The organism is Kitasatospora sp. NPDC051164 (assembly GCF_044455625.1).
GTDB lineage: Bacteria > Actinomycetota > Actinomycetes > Streptomycetales > Streptomycetaceae > Kitasatospora.
Window position 1 is genome coordinate 509,038 of sequence record NZ_JBITFB010000002.1, and the last position, 22,142, is coordinate 531,179.

Annotated in this window: 18 protein-coding genes; 5 read left to right on the forward strand and 13 right to left on the reverse strand. The window is 71.1% G+C overall.

Features of this window, described 5'->3' with window-relative positions; genetic code table 11:
• Positions 1 to 48 precede the first annotated feature (48 nt).
• The 6 genes from pafA to arc form a co-directional block, all read right to left on the reverse strand.
• The gene (gene pafA / locus ACIBEC_RS04885) at positions 49 to 1,410 is read right to left on the reverse strand and encodes a Pup--protein ligase (protein WP_360498258.1); all 1,362 of its coding nucleotides are present in this window, start codon (positions 1,408 to 1,410) and stop codon (positions 49 to 51) included.
• A gap of 120 nt (positions 1,411 to 1,530) precedes the next feature.
• Entirely contained in the window at positions 1,531 to 2,286 is a 756-nt protein-coding gene (gene prcA, locus ACIBEC_RS04890) for a proteasome subunit alpha (RefSeq protein WP_360498256.1), read from the reverse strand.
• A 31-nt stretch (positions 2,287 to 2,317) separates the two neighbouring features.
• Positions 2,318 to 3,160: a proteasome subunit beta gene (gene prcB / locus ACIBEC_RS04895; protein WP_360498254.1), complete on the reverse strand. Its 843-nt coding sequence runs from the start codon at positions 3,158 to 3,160 to the stop codon at positions 2,318 to 2,320.
• Between the two features lie 161 nt (positions 3,161 to 3,321).
• Positions 3,322 to 3,540, reverse strand: a complete 219-nt coding sequence (locus ACIBEC_RS04900) for a ubiquitin-like protein Pup (protein WP_280681804.1) — start codon at positions 3,538 to 3,540, stop codon at positions 3,322 to 3,324.
• Between the two features lie 184 nt (positions 3,541 to 3,724).
• Complete coding sequence (gene dop, locus ACIBEC_RS04905) at positions 3,725 to 5,236, reverse strand: depupylase/deamidase Dop (protein ID WP_360498252.1); 1,512 nt, start codon at positions 5,234 to 5,236, stop codon at positions 3,725 to 3,727.
• A 228-nt stretch (positions 5,237 to 5,464) separates the two neighbouring features.
• The gene (gene arc / locus ACIBEC_RS04910; RefSeq protein WP_360498250.1) at positions 5,465 to 7,231 is read right to left on the reverse strand and encodes a proteasome ATPase; all 1,767 of its coding nucleotides are present in this window, start codon (positions 7,229 to 7,231) and stop codon (positions 5,465 to 5,467) included.
• 284 nt (positions 7,232 to 7,515) lie between these two features.
• On the opposite strand from arc, the gene ACIBEC_RS04915 reads away from it, so the two are divergent.
• The gene (locus tag ACIBEC_RS04915) at positions 7,516 to 7,821 is read left to right on the forward strand and encodes a ferredoxin (RefSeq protein ID WP_360498248.1); all 306 of its coding nucleotides are present in this window, start codon (positions 7,516 to 7,518) and stop codon (positions 7,819 to 7,821) included.
• An 83-nt stretch (positions 7,822 to 7,904) separates the two neighbouring features.
• On the opposite strand, the gene ACIBEC_RS04920 is transcribed toward ACIBEC_RS04915, so the two are convergent.
• The 3 genes from ACIBEC_RS04920 to ACIBEC_RS04930 form a co-directional block, all read right to left on the reverse strand.
• Positions 7,905 to 8,564, reverse strand: coding sequence for a hypothetical protein (locus ACIBEC_RS04920; protein ID WP_360498246.1), 660 nt, complete (start codon positions 8,562 to 8,564; stop codon positions 7,905 to 7,907).
• A 76-nt stretch (positions 8,565 to 8,640) separates the two neighbouring features.
• Positions 8,641 to 9,597 (reverse strand): tRNA (adenine-N1)-methyltransferase, encoded by a 957-nt coding sequence (locus tag ACIBEC_RS04925; protein ID WP_360498244.1) that lies wholly within the window; start codon positions 9,595 to 9,597, stop codon positions 8,641 to 8,643.
• A gap of 46 nt (positions 9,598 to 9,643) precedes the next feature.
• Positions 9,644 to 10,855: a site-2 protease family protein gene (locus tag ACIBEC_RS04930; protein ID WP_360498242.1), complete on the reverse strand. Its 1,212-nt coding sequence runs from the start codon at positions 10,853 to 10,855 to the stop codon at positions 9,644 to 9,646.
• A gap of 177 nt (positions 10,856 to 11,032) precedes the next feature.
• Between ACIBEC_RS04930 and ACIBEC_RS04935 the strand changes: the two genes are divergently transcribed.
• Positions 11,033 to 11,983 carry a RecB family exonuclease gene (locus ACIBEC_RS04935; RefSeq protein ID WP_360498240.1) on the forward strand — a complete coding sequence of 317 codons (951 nt, stop codon included), beginning with the start codon at positions 11,033 to 11,035 and terminating at the stop codon, positions 11,981 to 11,983.
• On the forward strand, positions 11,983 to 12,654 hold the full coding sequence (locus ACIBEC_RS04940) for a response regulator transcription factor (protein ID WP_360498238.1): 672 nt from the start codon (positions 11,983 to 11,985) through the stop codon (positions 12,652 to 12,654). The genes ACIBEC_RS04935 and ACIBEC_RS04940 overlap by 1 nt, the downstream gene beginning before the upstream one ends.
• A gap of 112 nt (positions 12,655 to 12,766) precedes the next feature.
• Here ACIBEC_RS04940 and ACIBEC_RS04945 read toward each other — a convergent pair whose 3' ends face one another.
• The 3 genes from ACIBEC_RS04945 to metH form a co-directional block, all read right to left on the reverse strand.
• Positions 12,767 to 14,365, reverse strand: coding sequence for an ABC transporter substrate-binding protein (locus ACIBEC_RS04945; RefSeq protein WP_360498236.1), 1,599 nt, complete (start codon positions 14,363 to 14,365; stop codon positions 12,767 to 12,769).
• A 244-nt stretch (positions 14,366 to 14,609) separates the two neighbouring features.
• On the reverse strand, positions 14,610 to 15,314 hold the full coding sequence (locus ACIBEC_RS04950; protein WP_360498234.1) for an HAD family phosphatase: 705 nt from the start codon (positions 15,312 to 15,314) through the stop codon (positions 14,610 to 14,612).
• Positions 15,315 to 15,453: 139 nt separating this feature from the next.
• A complete protein-coding gene (metH, locus tag ACIBEC_RS04955; RefSeq protein ID WP_360498232.1) occupies positions 15,454 to 18,966 on the reverse strand; it encodes a methionine synthase in 3,513 nt (1,170 codons plus the stop codon).
• Between the two features lie 142 nt (positions 18,967 to 19,108).
• On the opposite strand from metH, the gene ACIBEC_RS04960 reads away from it, so the two are divergent.
• Positions 19,109 to 20,203, forward strand: a complete 1,095-nt coding sequence (locus tag ACIBEC_RS04960; RefSeq protein ID WP_360498230.1) for a hypothetical protein — start codon at positions 19,109 to 19,111, stop codon at positions 20,201 to 20,203.
• 10 nt (positions 20,204 to 20,213) lie between these two features.
• Here ACIBEC_RS04960 and ACIBEC_RS04965 read toward each other — a convergent pair whose 3' ends face one another.
• Positions 20,214 to 20,735 (reverse strand): SRPBCC family protein, encoded by a 522-nt coding sequence (locus ACIBEC_RS04965; protein WP_360498228.1) that lies wholly within the window; start codon positions 20,733 to 20,735, stop codon positions 20,214 to 20,216.
• 372 nt (positions 20,736 to 21,107) lie between these two features.
• Between ACIBEC_RS04965 and ACIBEC_RS04970 the strand changes: the two genes are divergently transcribed.
• Positions 21,108 to 22,061: a PAC2 family protein gene (locus ACIBEC_RS04970; protein ID WP_360498226.1), complete on the forward strand. Its 954-nt coding sequence runs from the start codon at positions 21,108 to 21,110 to the stop codon at positions 22,059 to 22,061.
• Positions 22,062 to 22,142 lie beyond the last annotated feature (81 nt).

Consider the following 22,142-nt stretch of genomic DNA (forward strand, 5'->3'; position numbering starts at 1 on the left):
CCGTGATCACGACGCCTTGATCACGACGCCGTGATCACGATCGGGGCATCACATCCCCGCGATGAGCTTCTCCACCCTCTCGTCCACCGAACGGAACGGGTCCTTGCACAGCACCGTGCGCTGCGCCTGGTCGTTCAGCTTCAGGTGCACCCAGTCCACCGTGAAGTCCCGGCGCTGCTCCTGCGCCCGGCGGATGAAGTCCCCGCGCAGCCGGGCCCGGGTGGTCTGCGGCGGGATCGACTTGGCCTCGAAAGTCTTGAGGTCGGTGGTCATCCGCTGCGCCTGGCCCTTGCCCTGGAGCAGGTAGAACAGACCGCGACGGCGGTGGATGTCGTGGTAGGCGAGGTCGATCTGGGCCACCCGCGGGTTGGACATGCTCATCTGGTGCTTCTCGCGGTAGCGCTCGATGAGCTTGTACTTCATGATCCAGTCGATCTCGGTGGCGACCCCGTCCAGCCGCTCGCTGCGGACGGCCTCCAGGGTGCGGCCCCACAGGTCGAGGACCCGGGCGATCGTGCCGGTGTTGATGCCCTTGCGGTCGGCGAACTCCAGGGCCTTGCTGTAGTACTCCTCCTGGATGTCCAGCGCGCTGGCCTCGCGGCCGTTGGCGAGCCGCACCTGGTGGGTGCCGGTGAGGTCGTGGCTGACCTCGCGGATCGCCCGGATCGGGTTCTCCAGGGTGAGGTCGCGCAGCACCACGCCGGCCTCGATCAGCCGCAGCACCAGGTCGGTGGCGCCGACCTTGAGCAGCGTCGTGGTCTCGGACATGTTGGAGTCGCCGACGATCACGTGCAGCCGGCGGTAGCGCTCGGCGTCCGCGTGCGGCTCGTCCCGGGTGTTGATGATCGGCCGCGAGCGGGTGGTGGCGGAGCTGACGCCCTCCCAGATGTGCTCGGCGCGCTGGCTGACGCAGAACACCGCGCCGCGCGGGGTCTGCAGCACCTTGCCGGCGCCGCAGATCAGCTGGCGGGTGACCAGGAAGGGGATCAGCACGTCGGCCAGCCGGGAGAACTCGCCGTGCCGGGCCACCAGGTAGTTCTCGTGGCAGCCGTAGGAGTTCCCGGCGGAGTCGGTGTTGTTCTTGAAGAGGTAGACGTCCCCCGCGATGCCCTCCTCGTGCAGCCGCCGCTCGGCGTCCACCAGGAGCCCTTCGAGGATGCGCTCGCCCGCCTTGTCGTGCGTCACCAGCTCGACCACGTCGTCGCACTCGGGGGTGGCGTACTCGGGGTGGGAGCCGACGTCGAGGTAGAGCCGGGCGCCGTTGCGCAGGAACACGTTGCTGCTGCGGCCCCAGGAGACGACCCGGCGGAACAGGTACCGCGCGACCTCGTCCGGCGACAGCCGCCGCTGCCCACGGAACGTGCAGGTCACGCCGTACTCGTTCTCCAGCCCGAAGATCCGGCGGTCCATGAGCACTCCATTCTTGTCGGAGTTGTCCGAAACCGCCTCCACGACGGCCGAGCCGTCGCAGGGGCACCGGAGTCCCGTACGACGGCGGTCCGGCCGCCGTACGGGACTCCGCAGGCACTGCTACTCCGGCGTGGTACCCGCCGGGGTGTCCTCGTCGTCCGACTCGGCGGACTGGTCTCCGTCGAGCAGCCGGCTGAGCTGGTTGCCGAGGATCCGCTTGAACTTGCGCTGCTGGAACCGCTGGCGGTCGAGGACCGCTACCTCCAGCTGCTCCGGGGTGAGGCTGCGCGGGCTGCCGCCGTTGGGGTCGCGGGCGAGCGAGTCGACCGCGACCTTGACCGCCTCGGTGAGGCTCAGGCCGACGCGGTGGCGCTGGCCGAGGTAGTTGCCGATCGAGTCGGCGTTGCCGCCGACCACCACGTAGTTCTTCTCGTCGACGACCGAGCCGTCCGGCGTGAGCCGGTAGATCTGGTCGTTGTCGGCGCCGCGGCCGACCTCGGCCACGATCAGCTCGACCTCGTACGGCTTGTCCCCGACCGAGGAGAAGATGGTGCCCAGGGTCTGGGCGTACACGTTGGCCAGGCCCCGGGCCGTGACGTCGGCCCGGTCGTAGGAGTAGCCGCGCAGGTCGGCGTAGCGGACGCCGCCGATGCGCAGGTTCTCGAACTCGTTGTAGCGCCCGACCGCCGCGAAGGCGATCTTGTCGTAGATCTCGGAGACCTTGTGGAGCGCTCTGGAGGTGTTCTCCGCGACGAAGACGATGCCGTCGGCGTAGGTGAGCACGACCACGCTGCGGCCGCGCGCGATGCCCTTGCGGGCGTACTCCGCGCGGTCCGCCATGGCCTGCTGGGGTGAGACGTAGAACGGTGTCGACACCGGCGGTCGTCCCCTTCCTGTGAGGTGATGGCTAGATCAGCGGGGCCTGCGGGCCATTCGGGTGGATCAGGCGCTCGTCGGTGATGGCGACGGCGACCTCCGTGACCTCCGCCTCGGTGAGCCGGCGGAAGCCGTCCTCGGTGATCAGCGAGACGATCGGAAAGATCTTGCGGGAGAGGTCCGGACCGCCGGTGGCGGAGTCGTCGTCCGCCGCGTCGTAGAGCGCCTGGACGACCAGGGTGACGGCCTGGTCGGCCGTCAGGCCGTCGCGGTAGAGCTTCTTCATCGAGCCGCGGGCGAAGACCGAGCCCGAGCCGGTGGCGGCGAAGCCGCGCTCCTCGGAACGCCCGCCGGTGACGTCGTAGTTGAAGATCCGGCCGCGGCCGAGGTCCAGGTCGTAGCCGGCGAACATCGGCACGACCGCGAGCCCCTGCATCGCCATGCCCAGGTTGCCCCGGATCATGCTGGTGAGGCGGTTCGCCTTGCCCTCCAGGGAGAGCGTGGTGCCCTCGATCTTCTCGTAGTGCTCCAGCTCCAGTTGGAAGAGCCGGACCATCTCGACCGCGAGGCCGGCGGTGCCGGCGATGCCCACCGCGCTGTACTCGTCGGCCGGGAAGACCTTCTCGATGTCGCGCTGGGCGATGACGTTGCCCATCGTCGCCCGGCGGTCACCGGCGATCACCACGCCGCCGTCGAAGATCGCGGCCACGATCGTGGTGCCGTGCGGGGCCTCGACCACGGAGCCCTCGGGGAGCCCGCGGTGGCCGGGGATCAGCTCCGGCCTGTGCTCGGCGAGGAAGTCGAGGAACGAGGACGACCCCGGGGTCAGGAAGGCAGCCGGTAGACGCCCGGTGCCGAGAGTGTTGGCTTCCACACGATTCCTTCCAGGTAGCTTGAAGCGCGCGCTGCCCGCACCCTACCCGCCCGACGATCACTGCCCGGGCGTGGAGGTGAGGTGCCGGACGGCCGGGCGGCGAGTGCCACCCGACCGCCCTCGACGGTCACGACCGTGAATTCCCGAATACCGGGGCCGGACTATTGCCCGCCCTTCTGCACGAAGCCGCGCACGAAATCTTCCGCGTTCGATTCCAGGACCTCGTCGATTTCGTCCAGCACCGCGTCGACGTCGTCGCCCAGCTTTTCCTGGCGTTCCTTGAGGTCGTCGGAATTCTGCGTTTCCGCGGCCTGCTCCTCGACCTCCTCGGAGGAACGGTTTGCCCGCTGCTGGCCGCCGCCGGTGTCCTTGCTCGCCATTTCCCTCACCCCGCTCGATTCGTCTGGCACGGTTTGGTCGGTAGGGTCGTTGCCGGTTGACACCGACCCTATACACAAGGTGCGACTGCCGCTCCCGGTTTGCCGGTGGCGCTTCCTGTCCAACACCCGCTGCCACCCCGGATGATTCCCATTCGGCGGACGTTCACCCGTGGTGATCGAAAAGTTACCCGCCGGACAGCACCCGGAGCAGGTCCTCCGCCGTGCGGCAGCGGTCCAGCAACTCCTTGACGTGGTTGCGGGTGCCGCGCAGCGGCTCCAGCGTGGGCACCCGCTGCAGCGAGTCCCGGCCGGGCAGGTCGAAGATCACCGAGTCCCAGGAGGCCGCCGCGACGTGCTCGGCGTACTGCTCCAGACAGCGCCCGCGGAAGTACGCCCTGGTGTCCTCCGGGGGCTTGGAGACGGCCCGCTCGACCTCGTCCTCGGTCAGCAGCCGCTCGAAGCGCCCGCGGGCCACCAGGCGGTTGTAGAGGCCCTTCTCGGGCCGCACGTCGCTGTACTGGAGGTCGACCAGGTGCAGCCTCGGGTTGTCCCACTCCAGGGCGTCCCGGCTGCGGTAGCCCTCCAGGATCTCCCGCTTGGCGACCCAGTCCAGCTGCTTCGAGAGCGACATCGGGTCGCGCTCCAGCCGGCCCAGGACGTCCTCCCAGCGCGTCAGCACGTCCACCGTCTGCTCGTCCGCGTCGGTGCCGAAGCGGTCCTCGACGTACTTGCGGGCCAGTTCGAAGTACTCGAGCTGGAGCTGGACGGCGGTGAGCTTGCGCCCGTTGCGCAGGGTGATCAGGTACTTGAGCGTCGGGTCGTGGGAGACCCGGTGCAGGGTGCGCACCGGCTGGTCGACGGCGAGGTCGGAGGCGATGAAGGAGTCCTCGATCATCGACAGGACCAGCGAGGTGGTGCCCAGCTTGAGGTAGGTGGAGATCTCGGAGAGGTTGGCGTCCCCGATGATCACGTGCAGTCGGCGGTACTTCTCGGCGTCGGCGTGCGGCTCGTCACGCGTGTTGATGATCGGGCGCTTGAGGGTGGTCTCCAGGCCGACCTCGACCTCGAAGTAGTCCGCCCGCTGGCTGAGCTGGAAGCCGTGCGCCGAGCCGTCCTGGCCGATGCCGACCCGGCCTGCCCCGGCGACCACCGGGCGGGAGACGAAGAACGGGGTCAGGTGCCGGACGATGTCGGCGAACGGCGTCGCCCGCTTCATCAGGTAGTTCTCGTGGGTGCCGTAGGAGGCGCCCTTGTTGTCGGTGTTGTTCTTGTACAGGTGGATGTTCTGCCCGTTGGGCAGCTCGAGCGCGCGCTGCGCGGCGGCCGCCATGATCCGTTCGCCGGCCTTGTCCCACAGCACGGCGTCGCGCGGGTTGGTCACCTCGGGCGAGCTGTACTCGGGGTGCGCGTGGTCCACGTAGAACCGGGCCCCGTTCGTGAGGATGACGTTGGCCAGGCCGATGTCCTCGTCGGTCAGCTGGCTGGCGTCCGCCACCTCGCGCGCCAGGTCGAAGCCCCGCGCGTCGCGCAGCGGATTCTCCTCCTCGAAGTCCCAGCGGGCCCGCCGTGCCCGGTGCATCGCCGCCGCGTAGGCGTTGACGATCTGGGACGAGGTGAGCATGGCGTTGGCGTTGGGGTGCCCGGGCACGGAGATCCCGTACTCGGTCTCGATGCCCATCACGCGCCGTACGGTCATGCGGCCCTCCTTGCCCGGTGCGCCGCCCCCGGCGGGCGGAACACGCTGACGTACCGCTGGACAACACCGGCGCCGGCCATCTGACCGCGGACGGTGGGTCGAGCCTAGAACGCGGCCCCGATCGGCGGGCCCCGAGACGCGCCGTCCGGCTGCGGGGCCGCGAGGCGCCACAGCCGGACGGTGTGCGTACAGCTCCGGGGACCGCTGTCGGCCCGGGTAACCGCGTGCTTACAGGTACTGCCCCGTGTTGGCGACAGTGTCGATCGAGCGGCCGGACTCGGCGCCCTGCTTGCCGGTGACCAGCGTGCGGATGAAGACGATCCGCTCGCCCTTCTTGCCGGAGATGCGGGCCCAGTCGTCCGGGTTGGTGGTGTTCGGGAGGTCCTCGTTCTCCTTGAACTCGTCCACGCAGGCGGCGAGCAGGTGGGAGACGCGCAGACCGCGCTGACCGTGGTCGAGGAAGTCCTTGATGGCCATCTTCTTCGCGCGGTCGACGATGTTCTGGATCATCGCGCCGGAGTTGAAGTCCTTGAAGTACAGGACCTCCTTGTCACCGTTGGCGTAGGTGACCTCCAGGAAGCGGTTCTCCTCGGTCTCGGAGTACATCCGCTCCACCACCGACTGGATCATCGCGGCCACCGTGGCCCCGACGGAGCTGTCGTGCTCCTTGAGGTCGTCCGGGTGGAACGGCAGCGAGTCCTTGAGGTACTTGGAGAAGATGTCCTTCGCGGCCTCGGCGTCCGGGCGCTCGATCTTGATCTTGACGTCCAGGCGGCCGGGCCGCAGGATCGCCGGGTCGATCATGTCCTCGCGGTTCGAGGCGCCGATGACGATGACGTTCTCCAGGCCCTCCACGCCGTCGATCTCGGCGAGCAGCTGCGGGACGATGGTGTTCTCCACGTCCGAGCTGACGCCGGAACCGCGGGTGCGGAACAGCGACTCCATCTCGTCGAAGAAGACGATGACGGGCGTGCCCTCGCTCGCCTTCTCCCGGGCCCGCTGGAAGACCAGGCGGATCTGCCGCTCGGTCTCGCCGACGTACTTGTTGAGGAGCTCGGGGCCCTTGATGTTGAGGAAGTAGCTCTTCCCCTGGGGCTGGCCGGTGACCTCGGCGACCTTCTTGGCCAGCGAGTTGGCCACCGCCTTGGCGATCAGCGTCTTGCCGCAGCCGGGCGGGCCGTAGAGCAGGACGCCCTTGGGCGGGCGCAGCTCGTACTCCTTGAAGAGGTCGGCGTGCAGGTACGGCAGCTCGACCGCGTCGCGGATCAGCTCGATCTGGTTGCTCAGGCCGCCGATCTGGCGGTAGTCGATGTCCGGGACCTCTTCGAGGACCAGCTCCTCGACCTCGGCCTTCGGCACGACCTCGTACACGTAGCCGGAGCGGGGCTCCAGCAACAGGGCGTCCCCCGCCCGGATCGTGAGGTCGCGCAGCGGTTCGGCGAGGCGCACCACGCGCTCCTCGTCGGTGTGGCCGAGAACCAGGGCGCGCTCGCCGTCCTCCAGGACCTCCTTGAGGGTGACGATCTCGCCGATGCGCTCGAAGGCCATCGCGTCCACGATGTTGAGGGCCTCGTTGAGCATCACTTCCTGGCCGCGCCGCAGTTCGTCGAGTGCGACGTTGGGGCTGACGTTCACGCGGAGCTTGCGCCCGCCGGTGAAGATGTCCGCGGTCCCGTCCTCGTTCGCTTCGAGGAAGGTGCCGAAGCCGGCCGGGGGCTGTGCCAGCCGGTCCACTTCCTCCTTGAGGGCCACGATCTGGTCGCGGGCCTCACGCAGGGTGGAGGCGAGCCGTTCGTTCTGGGCGGTCACGCCGGCCAGGTTGGTCTGGAGCTCGACGATCCGCTCTTCGAGGATTCTCGAATTGCGCGGCGAGTCGGCGAGCTTGCGGCGCAGCACGGCGATTTCCTGCTCAAGGTACGAGACCTGAGCGGCCTCGTCGGAACCACGAGCGGGCCTGCCGGTGCTGCGGTTGTAGTCGTCATCGTGGGCTGCCACGGTCCTCACCTCCTCCGGGGAGCTGGACGCTTCCAGACCCTACCTGGGACCAGGGGTCCGTAAACCCCTAGATCAAGAAAGATGGAACGGGCGTGTCCGATCTTCGCCCCAGCGTGCTTCCCCTCTGCTAAGGGGATACCCACCGCGCACCACCCAAAGCGGGCCAGATGTATCGTCGAGCGAAGTGATATCCGATCGCGACCACGACTCGAGGTCCGATCGTTGTACGAATGGCGGGATTGCTCCCAGAAATGGGCGACCCGGGACAGAAACGGCAGGGGACCATGTCGGTGACCGAGCAGACGGCGGCGACGACCGAGGAGCTGGAGGTGTGGATCGACCAGGATCTGTGCACCGGCGACGGCATCTGCGTCCAGTACGCACCGGAGGTCTTCGAGCTCGACATCGACGGCCTCGCCTACGTGAAGGGGTCGGACGACGAGCTGCGCCAGCAACCCGGGGAGACCGTCCCGGTGCCGCTGACGCTCCTTCAGGACGTGGTGGACTCGGTGAAGGACTGCCCCGGCGACTGCATCCACGTGCGCCGGGCCGCGGACCGGGTCGAGGTGTACGGACCTGACGCGGAGTGAGTAGCCGCCCTCCGACTCGGAGGCGAGCGGGCGAACTCCCGCCCCGAGCGGTGTCACGGGCGAGCGGGCGAGTAGCAGCAGCCTCAGGTCTGGCTGAGCGGGGCGGTGGCCTGGGAGCGTTCCCAGCCGCCGCCCCGGTGCGTCCAGGTGAGTTCGAGTGAGATGTCGGGCCGGAAGCGCGGCACGTCCTCGCTCGAATACCCCTGCGCGCGGCCGGTGATGGCGCCGTCGGAGCGCACCGCGAGCCGGCTCACGGTGAGGTTCTCGCGCTCGGTGAGCAGGGTGGCCAGCACCGTCGGGCGGTCGCCGGGGCCGTAGCCGAGCAGGAAGACGGCGTCCGGCGGGGTGCCGGTCTCGGCGGCGCAGTGCGCGGCGACCACCGTTCCGGGGCGTCCGTCGCCCAGCTCGGCGGGCACGCTGAGCGCCGTCGTGACCGGGAAGGGGCCGCAGTCGATCGGGAGTTGGGCCTTGGCCGGGTCGGGGGCCGCGCTCGCGGCGAGGGCCTTGGGAGTGCCGTGGGCGGGCACCGGGGTGCCCGTCGCCGGGGACGCGGCGAGGGCGGCGCCCACGACCGCGCCGCAGCCGGCCAGGGCGAGGGCCCAGTGCCAGGGGGCGGTGCGCACGTGCGCGGGCCGGGTGCGGCCCCGCGGTGTCTGCTGTCCAGCCGTCGCCGTCGTCCCGACCGCGGTCTCCACCAGGCGTCCCCTCCAGAGCTCCAGGAGCTGGTCTGCGTGAGCGAGCATCGTCCCACACCCGGTCGACGGAAATGCCAAGGGGTGGCACGAGATTGCTCGTGCCACCCCTGCGTGGTGTGCGGGCTCAGCCCAGGTCGGGCTGGTCGTCCTCGCCGCGCGCGGCCTTGCGGGCGGCGGCGCGCTCCTGCAGGCTCGGCTCGGGCGCCCCGCTGTCGTAGTCCTCGCCGTACGCGCCCTTGGCGGGGCGACGGCGGCGCAGCGGCGGCTCGACGCCGTCGGCCAGGCGGCGGGCGGTGAGCAGGAAGCCGGTGTGGCCGATCATCCGGTGGTCCGGGCGGACGGCGAGGCCCTCCAGGTGCCAGGTGCGGACCATGGTCTCCCAGGCCTGCGGCTCGGTGAAGGTGCCGTGGTCGCGCAGCGCCTCGACGGTCTTGGACATCTGCGTGGTGGTGGCCACGTAGCAGCAGATGAGGCCGCCGGGGACGAGCGCCTTGGAGGCGACGTCCAGGCACTCCCAGGGGGCCAGCATGTCGAGGAGGACGCGGTCGACGTCGGACTCGACCAGGTTGTCCTGGAGGTCGCCGACGGTGAGCTTCCACGCCGGGTGCGGCCCGCCGAAGTAGCGCTCGACGTTGCCCTGGGCGATGTCGGCGAAGTCCTGCCGGCGCTCGTAGGAGGCCAGCATGCCGTGCTCGCCGACGGCGCGCAGCAGGTACATGCTGAGCGCGCCCGAGCCGACGCCGGCCTCGACCACGCGGGCACCCGCGAAGATGTCGGCCATCGCCAGGATCTGCCCCGCGTCCTTGGGGTAGATCACGGCGGCGCCGCGGGGCATGGACAGGACGTAGTCGGGGAGCAGGGGGCGCAGCGCGAGGTACGGGACGTTACCCGTGGTGCGCACGACCGTGCCTTCGGGAGCGCCGATCAGCTCGTCATGCGGGAACGCACCCTTGTGGGTGTGGAACTGGTTCCCGGCCTGGAGCGTGAACGTGTAGTGGCGACCCTTGGGGTCGGTCAGCTGGACCTGGTCCCCGACCTGGAAGGGCCCGCGTCGGCGGGCGGCACCGGTCGGTTCGGACATACGGACAATCCTAAGGGAAGCGGAGCCTCCCGCCCGACCACGGTGATCATTTCCCGGCGACGGCGGCGGTCAGCCGCCGCTCGATGTCGCTGAGCGCGGCGACGCCGTACACCCGGCCGTCCGCCTCGACCACCAGGTACTCCCCCGCCGGGGTGGTCTGGACGGCCCGCAGCAGGTCCTCGCCGTGCAGGTCGGCGTCCAGCCGCAGCCCGGGCTCGAGGTCGCGGGCGAGCGGGCCGACGGCCACCCAGGGGCGGCGGTGCTCGGGTACGGCCCGGACCGCGGACTCGCGCACGATCGCGATCGGCTCGCCCCGGCCGTCCACCACGACCACCGCGCCGGCCTCGGCCTCGCGGGCGCGGCGCATCGCCTCGCCGAGCGGGGTGTCGGCGGTGACCTCGACGGCCCGGCGGGCGAAGTCGCGCAGCCGCAGGCCGGGCAGCGCCTCCTTGAGCCGGGCGTTGCGCACGCTGCCGGTGGCGCCGTTCCAGATGATCGCGGCGAGCACGGCGGCCAGCACCGCGTCCACCAGGGTGTCGGTGGTGGTGCGCTCGACCCCGCGGGCGGCACTGACCAGCGGCAGGCCGAACAGCACGGCGACCGCCAGCACCCGGCCGACCCAGGCGGCGGCCACCGTGCCGGTCATCGGCTTGCCGGTGATCGCCCAGACGAGGGCGCGCAGCATCCGTCCGCCGTCCAGCGGCAGGCCGGGCAGCAGGTTGAAGGCGGCGACCACCAGGTTGGACACCATCAGACCGGTGAGCAGCACCCCGGGCACGGTGGACAGCTCCACGGCCCGCACCCCGAGGTAGAACAGGCCGCCGAGCGCCAGCGAGAGCAGCGGGCCGACGAAGGCCAGCCAGAACTCACGCCAGGGCGTGGTGGCCTCGTTCTCGATCTCGGAGACGCCGCCGAAGAACTGCAACTGGATCCGCCGCACCCCGAGCTTGTAGCGCAGCGCGACCAGGGTGTGGGCGAGTTCGTGCACCAGGACGGAGGCGTAGAAGGCGACCGCGAAGGAGAAGGCGACCAGGTAGCGGGCGCCGCCGAGGTCGGGCAGCACGTCGCCCAGCTGTCCGCCGAACACCCAGGTGATCAGCGCGGCGATGACGAACCAGGAGGGGGTGACGTAGATCGGCACGCCGAAGGGCCGGCCCATCAGGAGGCCGCCGCGGCGCTCCGGTGGCTTCCCGGCCGGGCGCCCGCGGTCGTCCTGCGGTGGCTGGTCGGAGGTCTGCTGCCCCCTGCTGTCGCTCACCGTGATCCCTTCGGTCGTCGCCCCCGTCGTGCCCCGGTGCGCCCACGCTACGTGATCGTGGCACTCCGGGGCCGCGCGCCCCTCCTGCTGCCTTCATACCCACTGCGCGGCCTGCGCGCGCCTCGGTGGCAGCACGGTGGCAGCGGGATGACAGCAAAGGGCAATAGGGTCGTAGTCATGCAGCAGACCGACACCACCAGCGTCACCGGGGCCCCGGTGCGCCCGGCGGCGGCGCCGACCGGGGTCACCGGGGCCCCGGTGCGCCCGGCGGCGGCGCCGACCGGCCTGTCCCCGTCCCGGGCGGGGGACTTCCTCACCTGTCCCCTGCTGTACCGGCTGCGGGTGATCGACCGGCTGCCCGAGCCGCCGAGCTCGGCGGCCACCAGGGGCACCCTGGTGCACGCCGTGCTGGAGCGGCTGTTCGACAGCCCGGCGGCCGAGCGCACGCCGGAACGGGCGCTGGGCCTGCTGCGCCCGCAGTGGGAGCGGCTGCTGGGTGAACGGCCGGAGCTGGGCTCGTTGTTCCCGGACGACCCGGACGGCGCGGCGCTCACCCGCTGGCTGGCGGACGCCGAGAAGCTGGTCGGCCAGTGGTTCCGGTTGGAGGACCCGACCCGGCTGCATCCGGTGGAGCGGGAGCTGTACGTGGAGACGGCCCTGGACTCGGGGCTGCTGCTGCGCGGCTACATCGACCGGGTGGACGTCGCCCCGACCGGCGAGGTCCGGCTGGTGGACTACAAGACCGGCCGGGCGCCCTCGCGGGACTTCGAGGGCAAGGCGATGTTCCAGATGAAGTTCTACGCACTGGTGGTGTGGCGCTGGAAGGGCGTGATCCCCAAGCGCCTCCAGCTGGTCTACCTCGGCGGGGGCGGGGACGTGGTCAGCTACGACCCGGACCAGGCCGATCTGCTCGCGGTGGAGCGCAAGCTGCGGGCGTTGTGGGAGCGGATCGGCCACGCGGTGGCCACCGGGGACTTCCCGGCCACCCGCAACCGCCTCTGCGACTGGTGCGACCACCAGGCCAGCTGCCCGGAGTTCGGCGGTACTCCGCCGCCGTACCCCTTGCCGCTGGCCCGTACGTCTGATGAGGACGATCCCACGGGGGATCCGAGGAGCAAGGAGTCCTAGTGACGATCCGAGTGCTGCTGGTCGACGACCAGCCGCTGCTGCGCACCGGTTTCCGGATGATCCTGGAGGCCGAGTCCGACCTGGTGGTGGTCGGTGAGGCCGGCGACGGTCAGCAGGCGCTGGACCAGGTGCGGGCGCTGCAGCCCGACGTGGTGCTGATGGACATCCGGATGCCGAGGATGGACGGTGTCGAGGCGACCCGGCGGATCGCCGGCCCGGGGCGGGACGGCCCGGCCAAGGTGCTGGTACTGACCACCTTCGACCTGGACGAGTACGTGGTGGAGGCCCTGCGCGCGGGCGCCAGCGGCTTCCTGCTGAAGGACGTCCCGGCCGAGGAGCTGGTGCAGGCGATCCGGGTGGTCGCGGACGGCGCGGCGATGCTGGCGCCGAGCATCACCCGCCGGCTGCTGGACATGTACGCCACCAAGCTGCCGTCGGGCGACGAGGCGCCGCCGCAGGCGCTGGGCGCGCTGACCGACCGCGAGCTGGAGGTGCTGAAGCTGGTGGCGCGCGGGCTGTCGAACGCGGAGATCGCGGCGGAGCTGTTCGTCAGCGAGACCACGGTGAAGACCCACGTCGGCCATGTGCTGACCAAGCTCCAGCTGCGCGACCGGGTGCAGGCGGCGGTGTACGCCTACGAGAGCGGGCTGGTGCGCCCGGGCGCGCTGTAGCGGTCCTCCTGCGGCCCCTCCTGCACCGCGCGGTGGCCCGCAGAAACGTGACGGCGGCCCGTCCGCTCCCCGTGGTGATGTGGGGAGCGGACGGGCCGCCGTCGTCCGTGTGCTACTTGCCGGTCCGGCCGATCTCCCAGAAGCGGAAGAAGCCGGTGGTGTCGACGGTGGCCTCGACGCCGGTGACGTACGAACGCGCCGCGTAGAAGGCCTTGTTCTGGTACAGCGGGATCAGCGGCACGCTGACGGCCTCGATCTGCTGGATCTGCGCGTAGCCGGGCGCGGCGGCGCTGCGGTCGGCCTGCTTGAGGCCCTCCGGCACCAGCTTCCCGCTGATCTGCGGGTCGTCCCAACCGTGGTGGTAGGCACCGCCGTTGACCAGCAGCGGGGCGATGTAGTTGTCCGGGTCCGGGTAGTCGGCGAACCAGCCGATGACGTACGCCTGGTACTTGCTGTCGACCCAGCCCTTCTTGAAGGCCTCCCAGTCCGGCTCCTGCTGGACGGTGACCTGGAAGAGGCCGCCGGTCTCCAACTGCTTCTTCAGCGTGTCGGCCTCGTTGCTGCCGGCCCGCGAGCGGGACCAGGTCAGGGTGAGCTTGACCGGGGTCTGGACCTTGGCGTCGGTGAGGTACTTCCTGGCCTTGTTCACGTCCTGGTCGCCGTAGCGGTCGAAGAACGCGGTGGTGTGGCCGGTGACGCCGGCCGGGACCATCGCGTACAGCGGCTGGACGGTCCGGGCGAAGACGTCGCGGGCGAGCGCCTTGCGGTCCATCAGCTGCGCGGCGGCCTGGCGGACCGCGACGTTGCCGCCGACCGGGTCCTTGGTGTTGAAGACCAGCGAGCGGGTGTCGTTGCTGTCGCCCTCGGTGACCTGGAGGTCGGTCTTGCCGCCCTGCTGGTCGGAGCGGATCTGGGCGGCGGTGTTCGGCTCCAGGCTGTTGTCGGTGAGGTCGACGTCGCCCTTGTCCAGCGCCGCCTTCAGGTCCTCGGCCTTGTCGAAGTACCGCACGGTGAACTTGGTGTTGCGCAGCTTGGCGTCGCCGCCGTACTTGTCGTTGGGCGTCAGCACGACCTTGCCCAGCTGCTTGCCCGCCATCTCGACCGAGTCGATGCGGTACGGGCCGGAGCCGACCACCTTGTCGTTGGACAGGGCCTTGTCGGCCGGGAAGACCTGGTGGTCCACGATGGCGCCGGCCGGGCTGGCCAGCTTGGCCGGCAGGGTGGCGTCGGGCGTGGCGAGGTGGAACAGCACCTCGGTGTCGCCCTTGGCCTCGACGGACTTGATCGAGGAGAGCAGGGAGACCGGGCCGCCGTCGTCGTTGATCTTCTTGGTGCGCTCGATCGAGAAGACCACGTCCTCGGCGGTCAGCGGGTGACCGTTCGAGAACTTCAGCCCGGGCCGCAGGGTGCAGTGGTACTCGGTGGCATCGCCGCCGGTGAACTCGCAGGACTGCGCGGCGTCCGGGGTGGGCGTGCTGGCCGCGGCCGGGAAGGTCAGCAGCGACTGGAAGGCGTTGCGCATGACCAGCCAGGAGCCGGAGTCGTAGGAGACCGCGGGGTCCAGCACGCCGGTCAGCTGGGCGGTGCCCATGGTGATCGACTTGCCGCTGTCTCCCTTGACGGCGTCGGTCACCGATCCGCAGCCGGCCACCGTCACGGCGACCAGACCGGCACAGCCGAGTACTGCGAGGCGTTCAGCTGAAGTCTTCACGGGGCGCGTCCTTATCGGTGGCACGAAACCCGAGTAGCGTGCCATATCGAACACGCACGACCGATACCCGCGCAGATGACGTTTGGGACACGGCGGTTCGGGGCATCCCGGCGCGCTCGACGAGATGTCAGGCAATGCCCTTTTTCTCCCCCGATCCCCCCGAGTCGGAGCGCCGTCGAGCCGCTTACCGGCCGGTAGGGGCAGGCCGCAATGAGATGACAATCACACTCAAACTGACGGCCCGTCAGACCCGCGAGGCGACCAGCGAGCGCAACAGGTCGAGGTCGACCTGCTCCAGCGAGGGCAGCACCAGCCGCCCGGGGGCCGGCTCGATCGCCGCCACCGAGGGCACCGCGATCACCGGGCAGCCGGCCGCCTCGCCCGCGCGCACCCCGGTCGGGGTGTCCTCGACGACCACGCAGCGGGTCGGCTCCGCACCCAGCCGGCGGGCCGCCTCCAGGTACGGGTCCGGGAACGGCTTGGTGCGCGGCACCTCGTCCCCGCCGATGGTGAAGGCGAAGTGGTGGGCGCCCAGCGAACGGAGCACGATGTCGATCACGTGCCGGTGCGAGGCGGACACCATGGCGGCCGGGATCCCGTGCGCGGCAAGGGTGTTGAGCAGCCGCTCGGCGCCCGGCATGAGCGGTACGCCGCCGGCCAACAGGTCCACGAAGCGCTGGTTGACCAGCACGCCCAGGTCGGCCGGGGCGATGTCCACCCCGGTCCGGGCGACCAGGTAGTCCATCACCCGGGTCATCGGGCCGCCGACCACATGGGCGCGGTCCGCCTCGTCCAGCTCGTGGCCCAGCTCGGCGAAGAGCGAGACCTCGGCCTGCCACCAGAAGTCCTCGGTGTCCACCAGCGTCCCGTCCATGTCCAGCAGCACCGCCTGCAGACCGCGGTCGTCCCCGTGGTCCAGGACACGGGTGGCGGTGGGGCTGGTGGTCATGGTGGGATCCTTCCGGCAGGCCCCGGGCGCACCCGGGGATGGCACAGGCCGGCCCGCTGGTGAGCGGACCGGCCCGTTCAGGATCATCCAGGATACGCCCGCTTCGTCCGGAAAGAGCGAACGGAGCGGGACGGAGGGATTACCGGGCGTTGAAGTACTTCGCCTCCGGGTGGTGGATCACGATCGCGTCGGTGGACTGCTCCGGGTGCAGCTGGAACTCCTCGGAGAGCACCACGCCGATCCGCTCGGGCTTCAGCAGCTCGGCGATCTTGGCGCGGTCCTCCAGCTCCGGGCAGGCCCCGTAGCCGAGGGAGAAGCGGGCGCCCCGGTACTTGAGCGCGAACATGTCCTTGACGTCCTGCGGGTCCTCGCCGGAGAAGCCCAGCTCGTAGCGGACCCGGGCGTGCCAGAACTCGGCCAGCGCCTCGGCCAGCTGCACCGACAGGCCGTGCAGCTCCAGGTAGTCGCGGTAGGAGTTCCCGGCGAACAGCTCGTTGGCCGCCTCCGAGATCCGGTTGCCCATGGTGACCACCTGCAGGCCGACCACGTCCCGCACGCCGGACTCCTCCGGGCGGAAGAAGTCGGCCAGGCAGAGCCGGCGGCCGCGGCGCTGGCGCGGGAAGGTGAAGCGGGTGCGCTCGGTGCCGTCCTCGTGGAAGACGATCAGGTCGTCGCCCTTGGAGTTGGCCGGGTAGTAGCCGTAGACCACGGCCGCCTCCAGCCAGCCCTCGGTCTGCAGCCGGTCCAGCCAGGCCCGCAGCCGCGGCCGGCCCTCGGTCTCCACCAGCTCCTCGTACGACGGCCCGTCTCCGGCGCGCGCGGCCTTCAGGCCCCACTGCCCCTTGAACAGCGCGTCCTCGTCCAGCCAGGAGGCGTAGTCGGCGAACGGGATGCCCTTGACGATCCGGTCGCCCCAGAACGGCGGGGTGGGCACGGTGTTGTCGACGGTGACGTCGGAGCGGATCTGGCCGAGGTTGACCTCGGGCTCCGGTTCCTCCACCTCGACCCGGGCGTGTCGGCGCTGCTTGAGCTCGGGCAGGGTCGCGCCGGGCACGCCGCGCTTGACCGCGATCAGCGCGTCCATCAGCCGCAGGCCCTCGAAGGCGTCCCGGGCGTAGCGGACCTCGCCCTCGTAGATCTCGTGCAGGTCCTGCTCGACGTAGGCCCGGGTGAGCGCGGCGCCGCCGAGGATCACCGGGTAGCTCGCGGCCAGCTTGCGCTGGTTGAGCTCCTCCAGGTTCTCCTTCATGATCACGGTCGACTTCACCAGCAGGCCGGACATCCCGATCACGTCCGCCTTGTGCTCCTGCGCGGCGTCCAGGATCGCCGAGACCGGCTGCTTGATGCCCAGGTTGACCACGTTGTAGCCGTTGTTGGACAGGATGATGTCGACCAGGTTCTTGCCGATGTCGTGGACGTCGCCCTTGACGGTGGCCAGCACGATGGTGCCCTTGCCCTCGTTGTCGGACTTCTCCATGTGCGGCTCCAGGTGGGCCACCGCGGTCTTCATCACCTCGGCGGACTGGAGCACGAACGGCAGCTGCATCTGGCCGGAGCCGAAGAGCTCGCCGACCACCTTCATGCCGGCCAGCAGGGTGTCGTTGATGATCTCCAGTGCCGGGCGGCCGGCCAGCGCCTCGTCCAGGTCGGCCTCCAGGCCGTTCCGCTCGCCGTCGATGATCCGGCGCTGCAGCCGCTCCTCCAGCGGGAGCGCGGCCAGCTCCTCGGCCTTGGAGGCCTTGACCGAGGCCGAGGAGACGCCCTCGAACAGCTCCAGCAGGCGCTGCAGCGGGTCGTAGCCGTCCCGGCGACGGTCGTAGACCAGGTCGAGGGCGGTCTCGCGCTGGTCCTCGGGGATCCGGGAGATCGGCAGGATCTTGGAGGCGTGCACGATCGCCGAGTCCAGGCCGGCCTCCACGCACTCGTGCAGGAAGACCGAGTTGAGCACCACGCGGGCGGCCGGGTTGAGGCCGAAGGAGATGTTGGACAGGCCGAGCGTGGTCTGCACCTTCGGGTGGCGGCGCTTGAGCTCGCGGATCGCCTCGATGGTCTCGATGCCGTCCCGGCGGGACTCCTCCTGGCCGGTGGCCAGGGTGAAGGTGAGGCAGTCGACCAGGATCGAGCCCTCGTCGATGCCGTAGTCGGCGGTGAGCTCGGAGATCAGCCGCTCGGCGATCTCCACCTTGGCGTCGGCGGTGCGGGCCTGGCCCTGCTCGTCGATGGTCAGCGCGATCAGGCCGGCACCGTGCTCGCGCGCCAGCGAGGCGATCCGGCCGAAGCGCGAGTCGGGGGCGTTGCCGTCCTCGTAGTTGACCGAGTTGAGCACCGCGCGGCCGCCGAGGGCCTCCAGGCCGGCCCGCAGCACCGGCGGCTCGGTGGAGTCCAGCACGATCGGCAGGGTGGAGGCGGTGGCCAGGCGGCCGGCGATCTCCTTCATGTCGGCGACGCCGTCGCGGCCGACGTAGTCCACGCAGAGGTCCAGCAGGTGGGAGCCGTCCCGGATCTGGTCACGGGCGATCTCCACGCAGGCCTGCCAGTCGCCGGCCAGCATCGACTCGCGGAACTTCTTCGAGCCGTTGGCGTTGGTGCGCTCGCCGATCGCCAGGTACGAGGTGTCCTGGCGGAACGGCACCGCCTGGTACAGCGAGGCCGCCGAGGGCTCGGGCTGCGGATCGCGCACGGCGATCTCGCGGCCCTGGACCCGCTCGACCACGGCGCGCAGGTGCTCGGGCGTGGTGCCGCAGCAGCCGCCGACCAGCGAGAGGCCGTACTCACGGGTGAACACGTCGTGCGCGTCGGCCAGCTCGACCGGGCTGAGCGGGTAGTGGGCGCCGTCCTTGCCGAGCACCGGCAGGCCCGCGTTCGGCATGCAGGACAGGCCGATCCGGGCGTTCTTGGCCAGGTAGCGCAGGTGCTCGCTCATCTCGGCCGGGCCGGTGGCGCAGTTGAGGCCGATGTAGTCCACGCCGAGCGGCTCCAGCGCGGTGAGCGCGGCGCCGATCTCGGAGCCGAGCAGCATGGTGCCGGTGGTCTCCACCGTCACCTGCACCAGCACCGGCAGGTCCAGCCCGGCCTCGGCCAGGGCGCGCTTGGAGCCCAGGATGGCGGCCTTGGTCTGCAGCAGGTCCTGGCTGGTCTCGACCAGCAGGGCGTCGGCGCCGCCGGCGATCAGGCCGGCCGCGTTCTGCTGGAAGCCGTCCCGCAGCGTCTCGTACGGGGCGTGGCCGAGGGTCGGCAGCTTGGTACCGGGGCCGATCGAGCCGAGCACCCAGCGGGTGCGGCCGTCCGCGGCGCTGTGCGCGTCGGCGCTCTCGCGGGCGATCCGGGCGCCGGCCTCGGACAGCTCGAAGATCCGGTCGGGGATCTCGTACTCGCCGAGCGCGGAGAAGTTCGCGCCGAAGGTGTTGGTCTCCACGCAGTCCACGCCCACGCCGAAGTAGGCCTCGTGGACGGAGCGGACGATGTCGGGCCGGGTGATGTTGAGGACCTCGTTGCACCCTTCGAGGTTCTGGAAGTCCTCCAGCGTCGGGTCCTGCGCCTGGAGCATGGTGCCCATCGCACCGTCGGCGACCACCACCCTCGTGGCGAGTGCTTCACGCAGCGCGTTCGCGCGGCTCTGCGCAGTGATGGACGGATTGGCTGCAGTGGCCATGGGGCTTCTCCCTGGTGCGACGGCTGTCGGCTTTGCACCCCCGCTTGGTCGGGGAGGCACGTGGTCAGGGTATCCGGCCGACGGGTCGGTCCGGGGCCCGTTCCGTATCCTGAGCGCTCGACCGCAAGGGGGGAGCAAGCGCATGGCCCGATTCCGGACCTGCGCGCGGCGGATCGGCGGGGCCCTGGCGGCCCCGTTCCGGGCGCTGCGCAGCCGATGGCGGGGGTGGTCCCGGTGGCGCCGGACCCTGCTGGTCCTGGCGCTGGCGGCGGCGGTGCCGGTCGCCGCGCTCGGCTCGCTGTTCGTCGCGATCCGGCTGCACTATGTGGGTGAACCGGCCGCCGAGGCCCGCACCCGGGGCCGGGACGCGGTCTGGCTCGGCCACGCCTGGGTGGACGGCCGCAAGACCGAGGCCGACGTCACGGCGCTGGTGCAGCAGCTGGCCGGCACCGGCATCCGCGACCTGTACGTGCACACCGGCCCGCTGGAGCACGACGGCTCGCTGCCGCCCGCCGTCCACCCACGGGCCCGCTGGTTCACCGACACCGTGCACCGGGCACTGCCCGACGTACGGCTGCAGAGCTGGCTGGGCGACGAGGTCAAGCCGGAGAAGGACGCCCTGGACCTCGAGGACGCCGCCACCCGGGACCGGGTGACCGGCTCCGCCCGCCAGGTGCTGGACCTCGGCTTCGACGGCGTGCACTTCGACATGGAGCCGATCCGCCCCGGTTCGGCGGGCTGGCTGGCCCTGCTCGACCAGGTCCGCCCGGTCACCGCGGCACGCGGCGCCAAGCTGTCGGTCGCGGCTCCGCAGATCGACCCGGTGCCGGGCCTGCACACGGCCGGGATCCTGCTCACCGACCACGGCAAGTGGTGGGACGCGGCGTACTTCGCCGCGACCGCCCGCCGGGTCGACCAGATCGCCGTGATGACCTACGACACCTCGATGCCGACCGAACCGCTGTACGGCGGCTACGTCGCCCGGCAGACCGAACTCGCCCTGCGGGCCACCCCGGCCGACGTGGACCTGCTGATCGGCCTGCCGTTCTACTGGGACGACAAATGGGGCCACTGGGGCGACGCCGAGACCGTCGACGCGGCCGTCCGCGGCGTCCGGCTGGGCCTGGGCCGGGAGGACCTGCGGCGGCCGAACTTCGGCGTCGCGCTGTACGTGGACTTCGCCTCGACGCCGGAGAACTGGGCGGCGTACCGGCGCGGCTGGGTGGACGTCCGGTAGCCGCCGCCCGTCAGCCGGCCAGCCGGTGGGCCAGGGCGCCCAGGTAGCGGTGGACGGTCGCGTCCTCGCCGGTCAGGTAGTGCGAGACGGCCCGGTCGATCGGCCGGCGGACCTCGCCCCGCTCGGTGACGGTCAGCGAGCAGCCCGGCCCGGCCGGGGTGAGCACGTACGTCCAGGTGCCGCCGTACGGCAGGTCCTGGTCGGCGATGCCGGTGACCAGGCGGTGCGGAGCCTCGCTCGCCACCACCTCGTACGTGGTGTGCCCGTGCCGGTCGTACTCGCGCCAGCGCACCCGGCCGCCGGCCGCGGCGGGCAGCCGCTCGACGTGGGTGAGGCCCGGGCGCCAGGCCGGGTAGAGGTCGATGTCGGTCAGCACGTCCCAGACCGCGCCGGGCGGCTGGTGGAGCTCCAGTCCGCCCTCGGTGACGTGCTCCACCGGCAGTCGGCGCCCGGCCCGGTCCGCTGCCACCACCATCAGCGCGGCACCGGTCAGCGCGGCCGCGCCCGCGCCGGTCCACAGCCATCGGTTCATCGGTCCGGCCCCTTCCGCCCGGCCCCCGTCCGTTCATCGTCGCGCCTGTTCATCATCGCGCCGCCGGGCCGTCGCGGCACGCCCGTCGCACCACGCCACCGGGCGGACGCGGTCCGCGCCCGCCCGCCGACTGACGGCCCGTCAGTCGGCGGGGTCCCGATATCCGCTGGATCGGGGCGGCCGGCTCCCCCAGACTGTCCCGGTGCCCGGCCGCGGTGCGCATCAAAGCCCGTAGGCTGGGCAGGTAGGGACCATGGGGCGAGGCGTTCCATGGGAGACGAGAGGTTCGACAGTCGGCAGCCGGCCCGTCGGCGCCCCGGCAAACCAGCCGGGGCGGTGCCGGCCAGGCCGCCGACCGGAGGGAGACGCTGGGTGATCGAGCTGGAAGATGTTCCCGAGTTGATCGACCCGGTGATGGTCTGCGCCTTCGAGGGCTGGAACGACGCGGGCGACGCCGCCTCCGCGGCCCTGGCGCATCTGGACGAGACCTGGGGCGGCAAGGTGATCGCCGCCCTGGACGCGGAGGACTACTACGACTTCCAGGTCAACCGGCCCACGATCTGGCTGGACGGCGGCATCCGCCGGATCACCTGGCCGACCACCCGGCTCTCGGTGATCCGGGTGACCGAGCCGACGCCCCGGGACGTCGTGCTGGTCCGCGGCATCGAGCCGAGCATGCGCTGGCGCTCGTTCTGCAACGAGCTGCTGGGCTTCGCGCACGAGCTGGGCATCGAGCTGGTGGTGATCCTGGGCGCACTGCTCGGCGACACCCCGCACAGCCGCCCGGTGCCGGTCAGCGGGGTCACCTCCGACCCGGAGCTGGCTCGCCGGCTGGACCTGGAGGAGAGCCGGTACGAGGGCCCGACCGGCATCGTCGGCGTGCTCCAGGAGGCCTGCACGCACGCCGGGGTCCCGGCCGTGACGCTCTGGGCGGCGGTGCCGCACTACGTCTCGCAGCCGCCGAACCCCAAGGCGACGCTGGCCCTGCTCAACAAGCTGGAGGACCTGCTGGACCTGCGCATCCCGCCAGGCGAACTCGGCGAGGACGCCCGGGCCTGGCAGCTCGGCGTGGACCAGCTGGCCGCCGAGGACAGCGAGGTCGCCGAGTACGTCCAGCAGTTGGAGGAGGCGCAGGACACTGCGGAGCTGCCGGAGGCCTCCGGGGACGCCATCGCCCGCGAGTTCGAGCGCTACCTGCGCCGCCGGGAGAACGTCGGGCCGACCGGCGAGAAGCCGGTGTCCGGGCACGCCACGGCGGAGCGGCCGGCCGAGCCGGAGGCGCCGGGCACGGCCCGGGAGGGCCAGGACGGCGCCGAGGAGGAGTAGTCACCGGGCGTCGCCCGGAACCGCCGAAGGGGCGTCAGGACACTTGGTCCTGACGCCCCTTCGGCGTTGCGGTGCGTGACG

Coding starts and splice junctions, on each gene's coding strand:
- pafA (WP_360498258.1), bottom strand. CDS start 1,410: ATGGACCGCCGGATCTTCGGGCTGGAGAACGAGTACGGCGTGACCTGC.
- metH (WP_360498232.1), bottom strand. CDS start 18,966: ATGGCCACTGCAGCCAATCCGTCCATCACTGCGCAGAGCCGCGCGAAC.
- ACIBEC_RS04960 (WP_360498230.1), top strand. CDS start 19,109: ATGGCCCGATTCCGGACCTGCGCGCGGCGGATCGGCGGGGCCCTGGCG.
- ACIBEC_RS04900 (WP_280681804.1), bottom strand. CDS start 3,540: ATGGCGAGCAAGGACACCGGCGGCGGCCAGCAGCGGGCAAACCGTTCC.
- ACIBEC_RS04920 (WP_360498246.1), bottom strand. CDS start 8,564: ATGCTCGCTCACGCAGACCAGCTCCTGGAGCTCTGGAGGGGACGCCTG.
- ACIBEC_RS04935 (WP_360498240.1), top strand. CDS start 11,033: ATGCAGCAGACCGACACCACCAGCGTCACCGGGGCCCCGGTGCGCCCG.
- ACIBEC_RS04965 (WP_360498228.1), bottom strand. CDS start 20,735: ATGAACCGATGGCTGTGGACCGGCGCGGGCGCGGCCGCGCTGACCGGT.
- ACIBEC_RS04950 (WP_360498234.1), bottom strand. CDS start 15,314: ATGACCACCAGCCCCACCGCCACCCGTGTCCTGGACCACGGGGACGAC.
- dop (WP_360498252.1), bottom strand. CDS start 5,236: ATGACCGTACGGCGCGTGATGGGCATCGAGACCGAGTACGGGATCTCC.
- ACIBEC_RS04925 (WP_360498244.1), bottom strand. CDS start 9,597: ATGTCCGAACCGACCGGTGCCGCCCGCCGACGCGGGCCCTTCCAGGTC.
- ACIBEC_RS04915 (WP_360498248.1), top strand. CDS start 7,516: ATGTCGGTGACCGAGCAGACGGCGGCGACGACCGAGGAGCTGGAGGTG.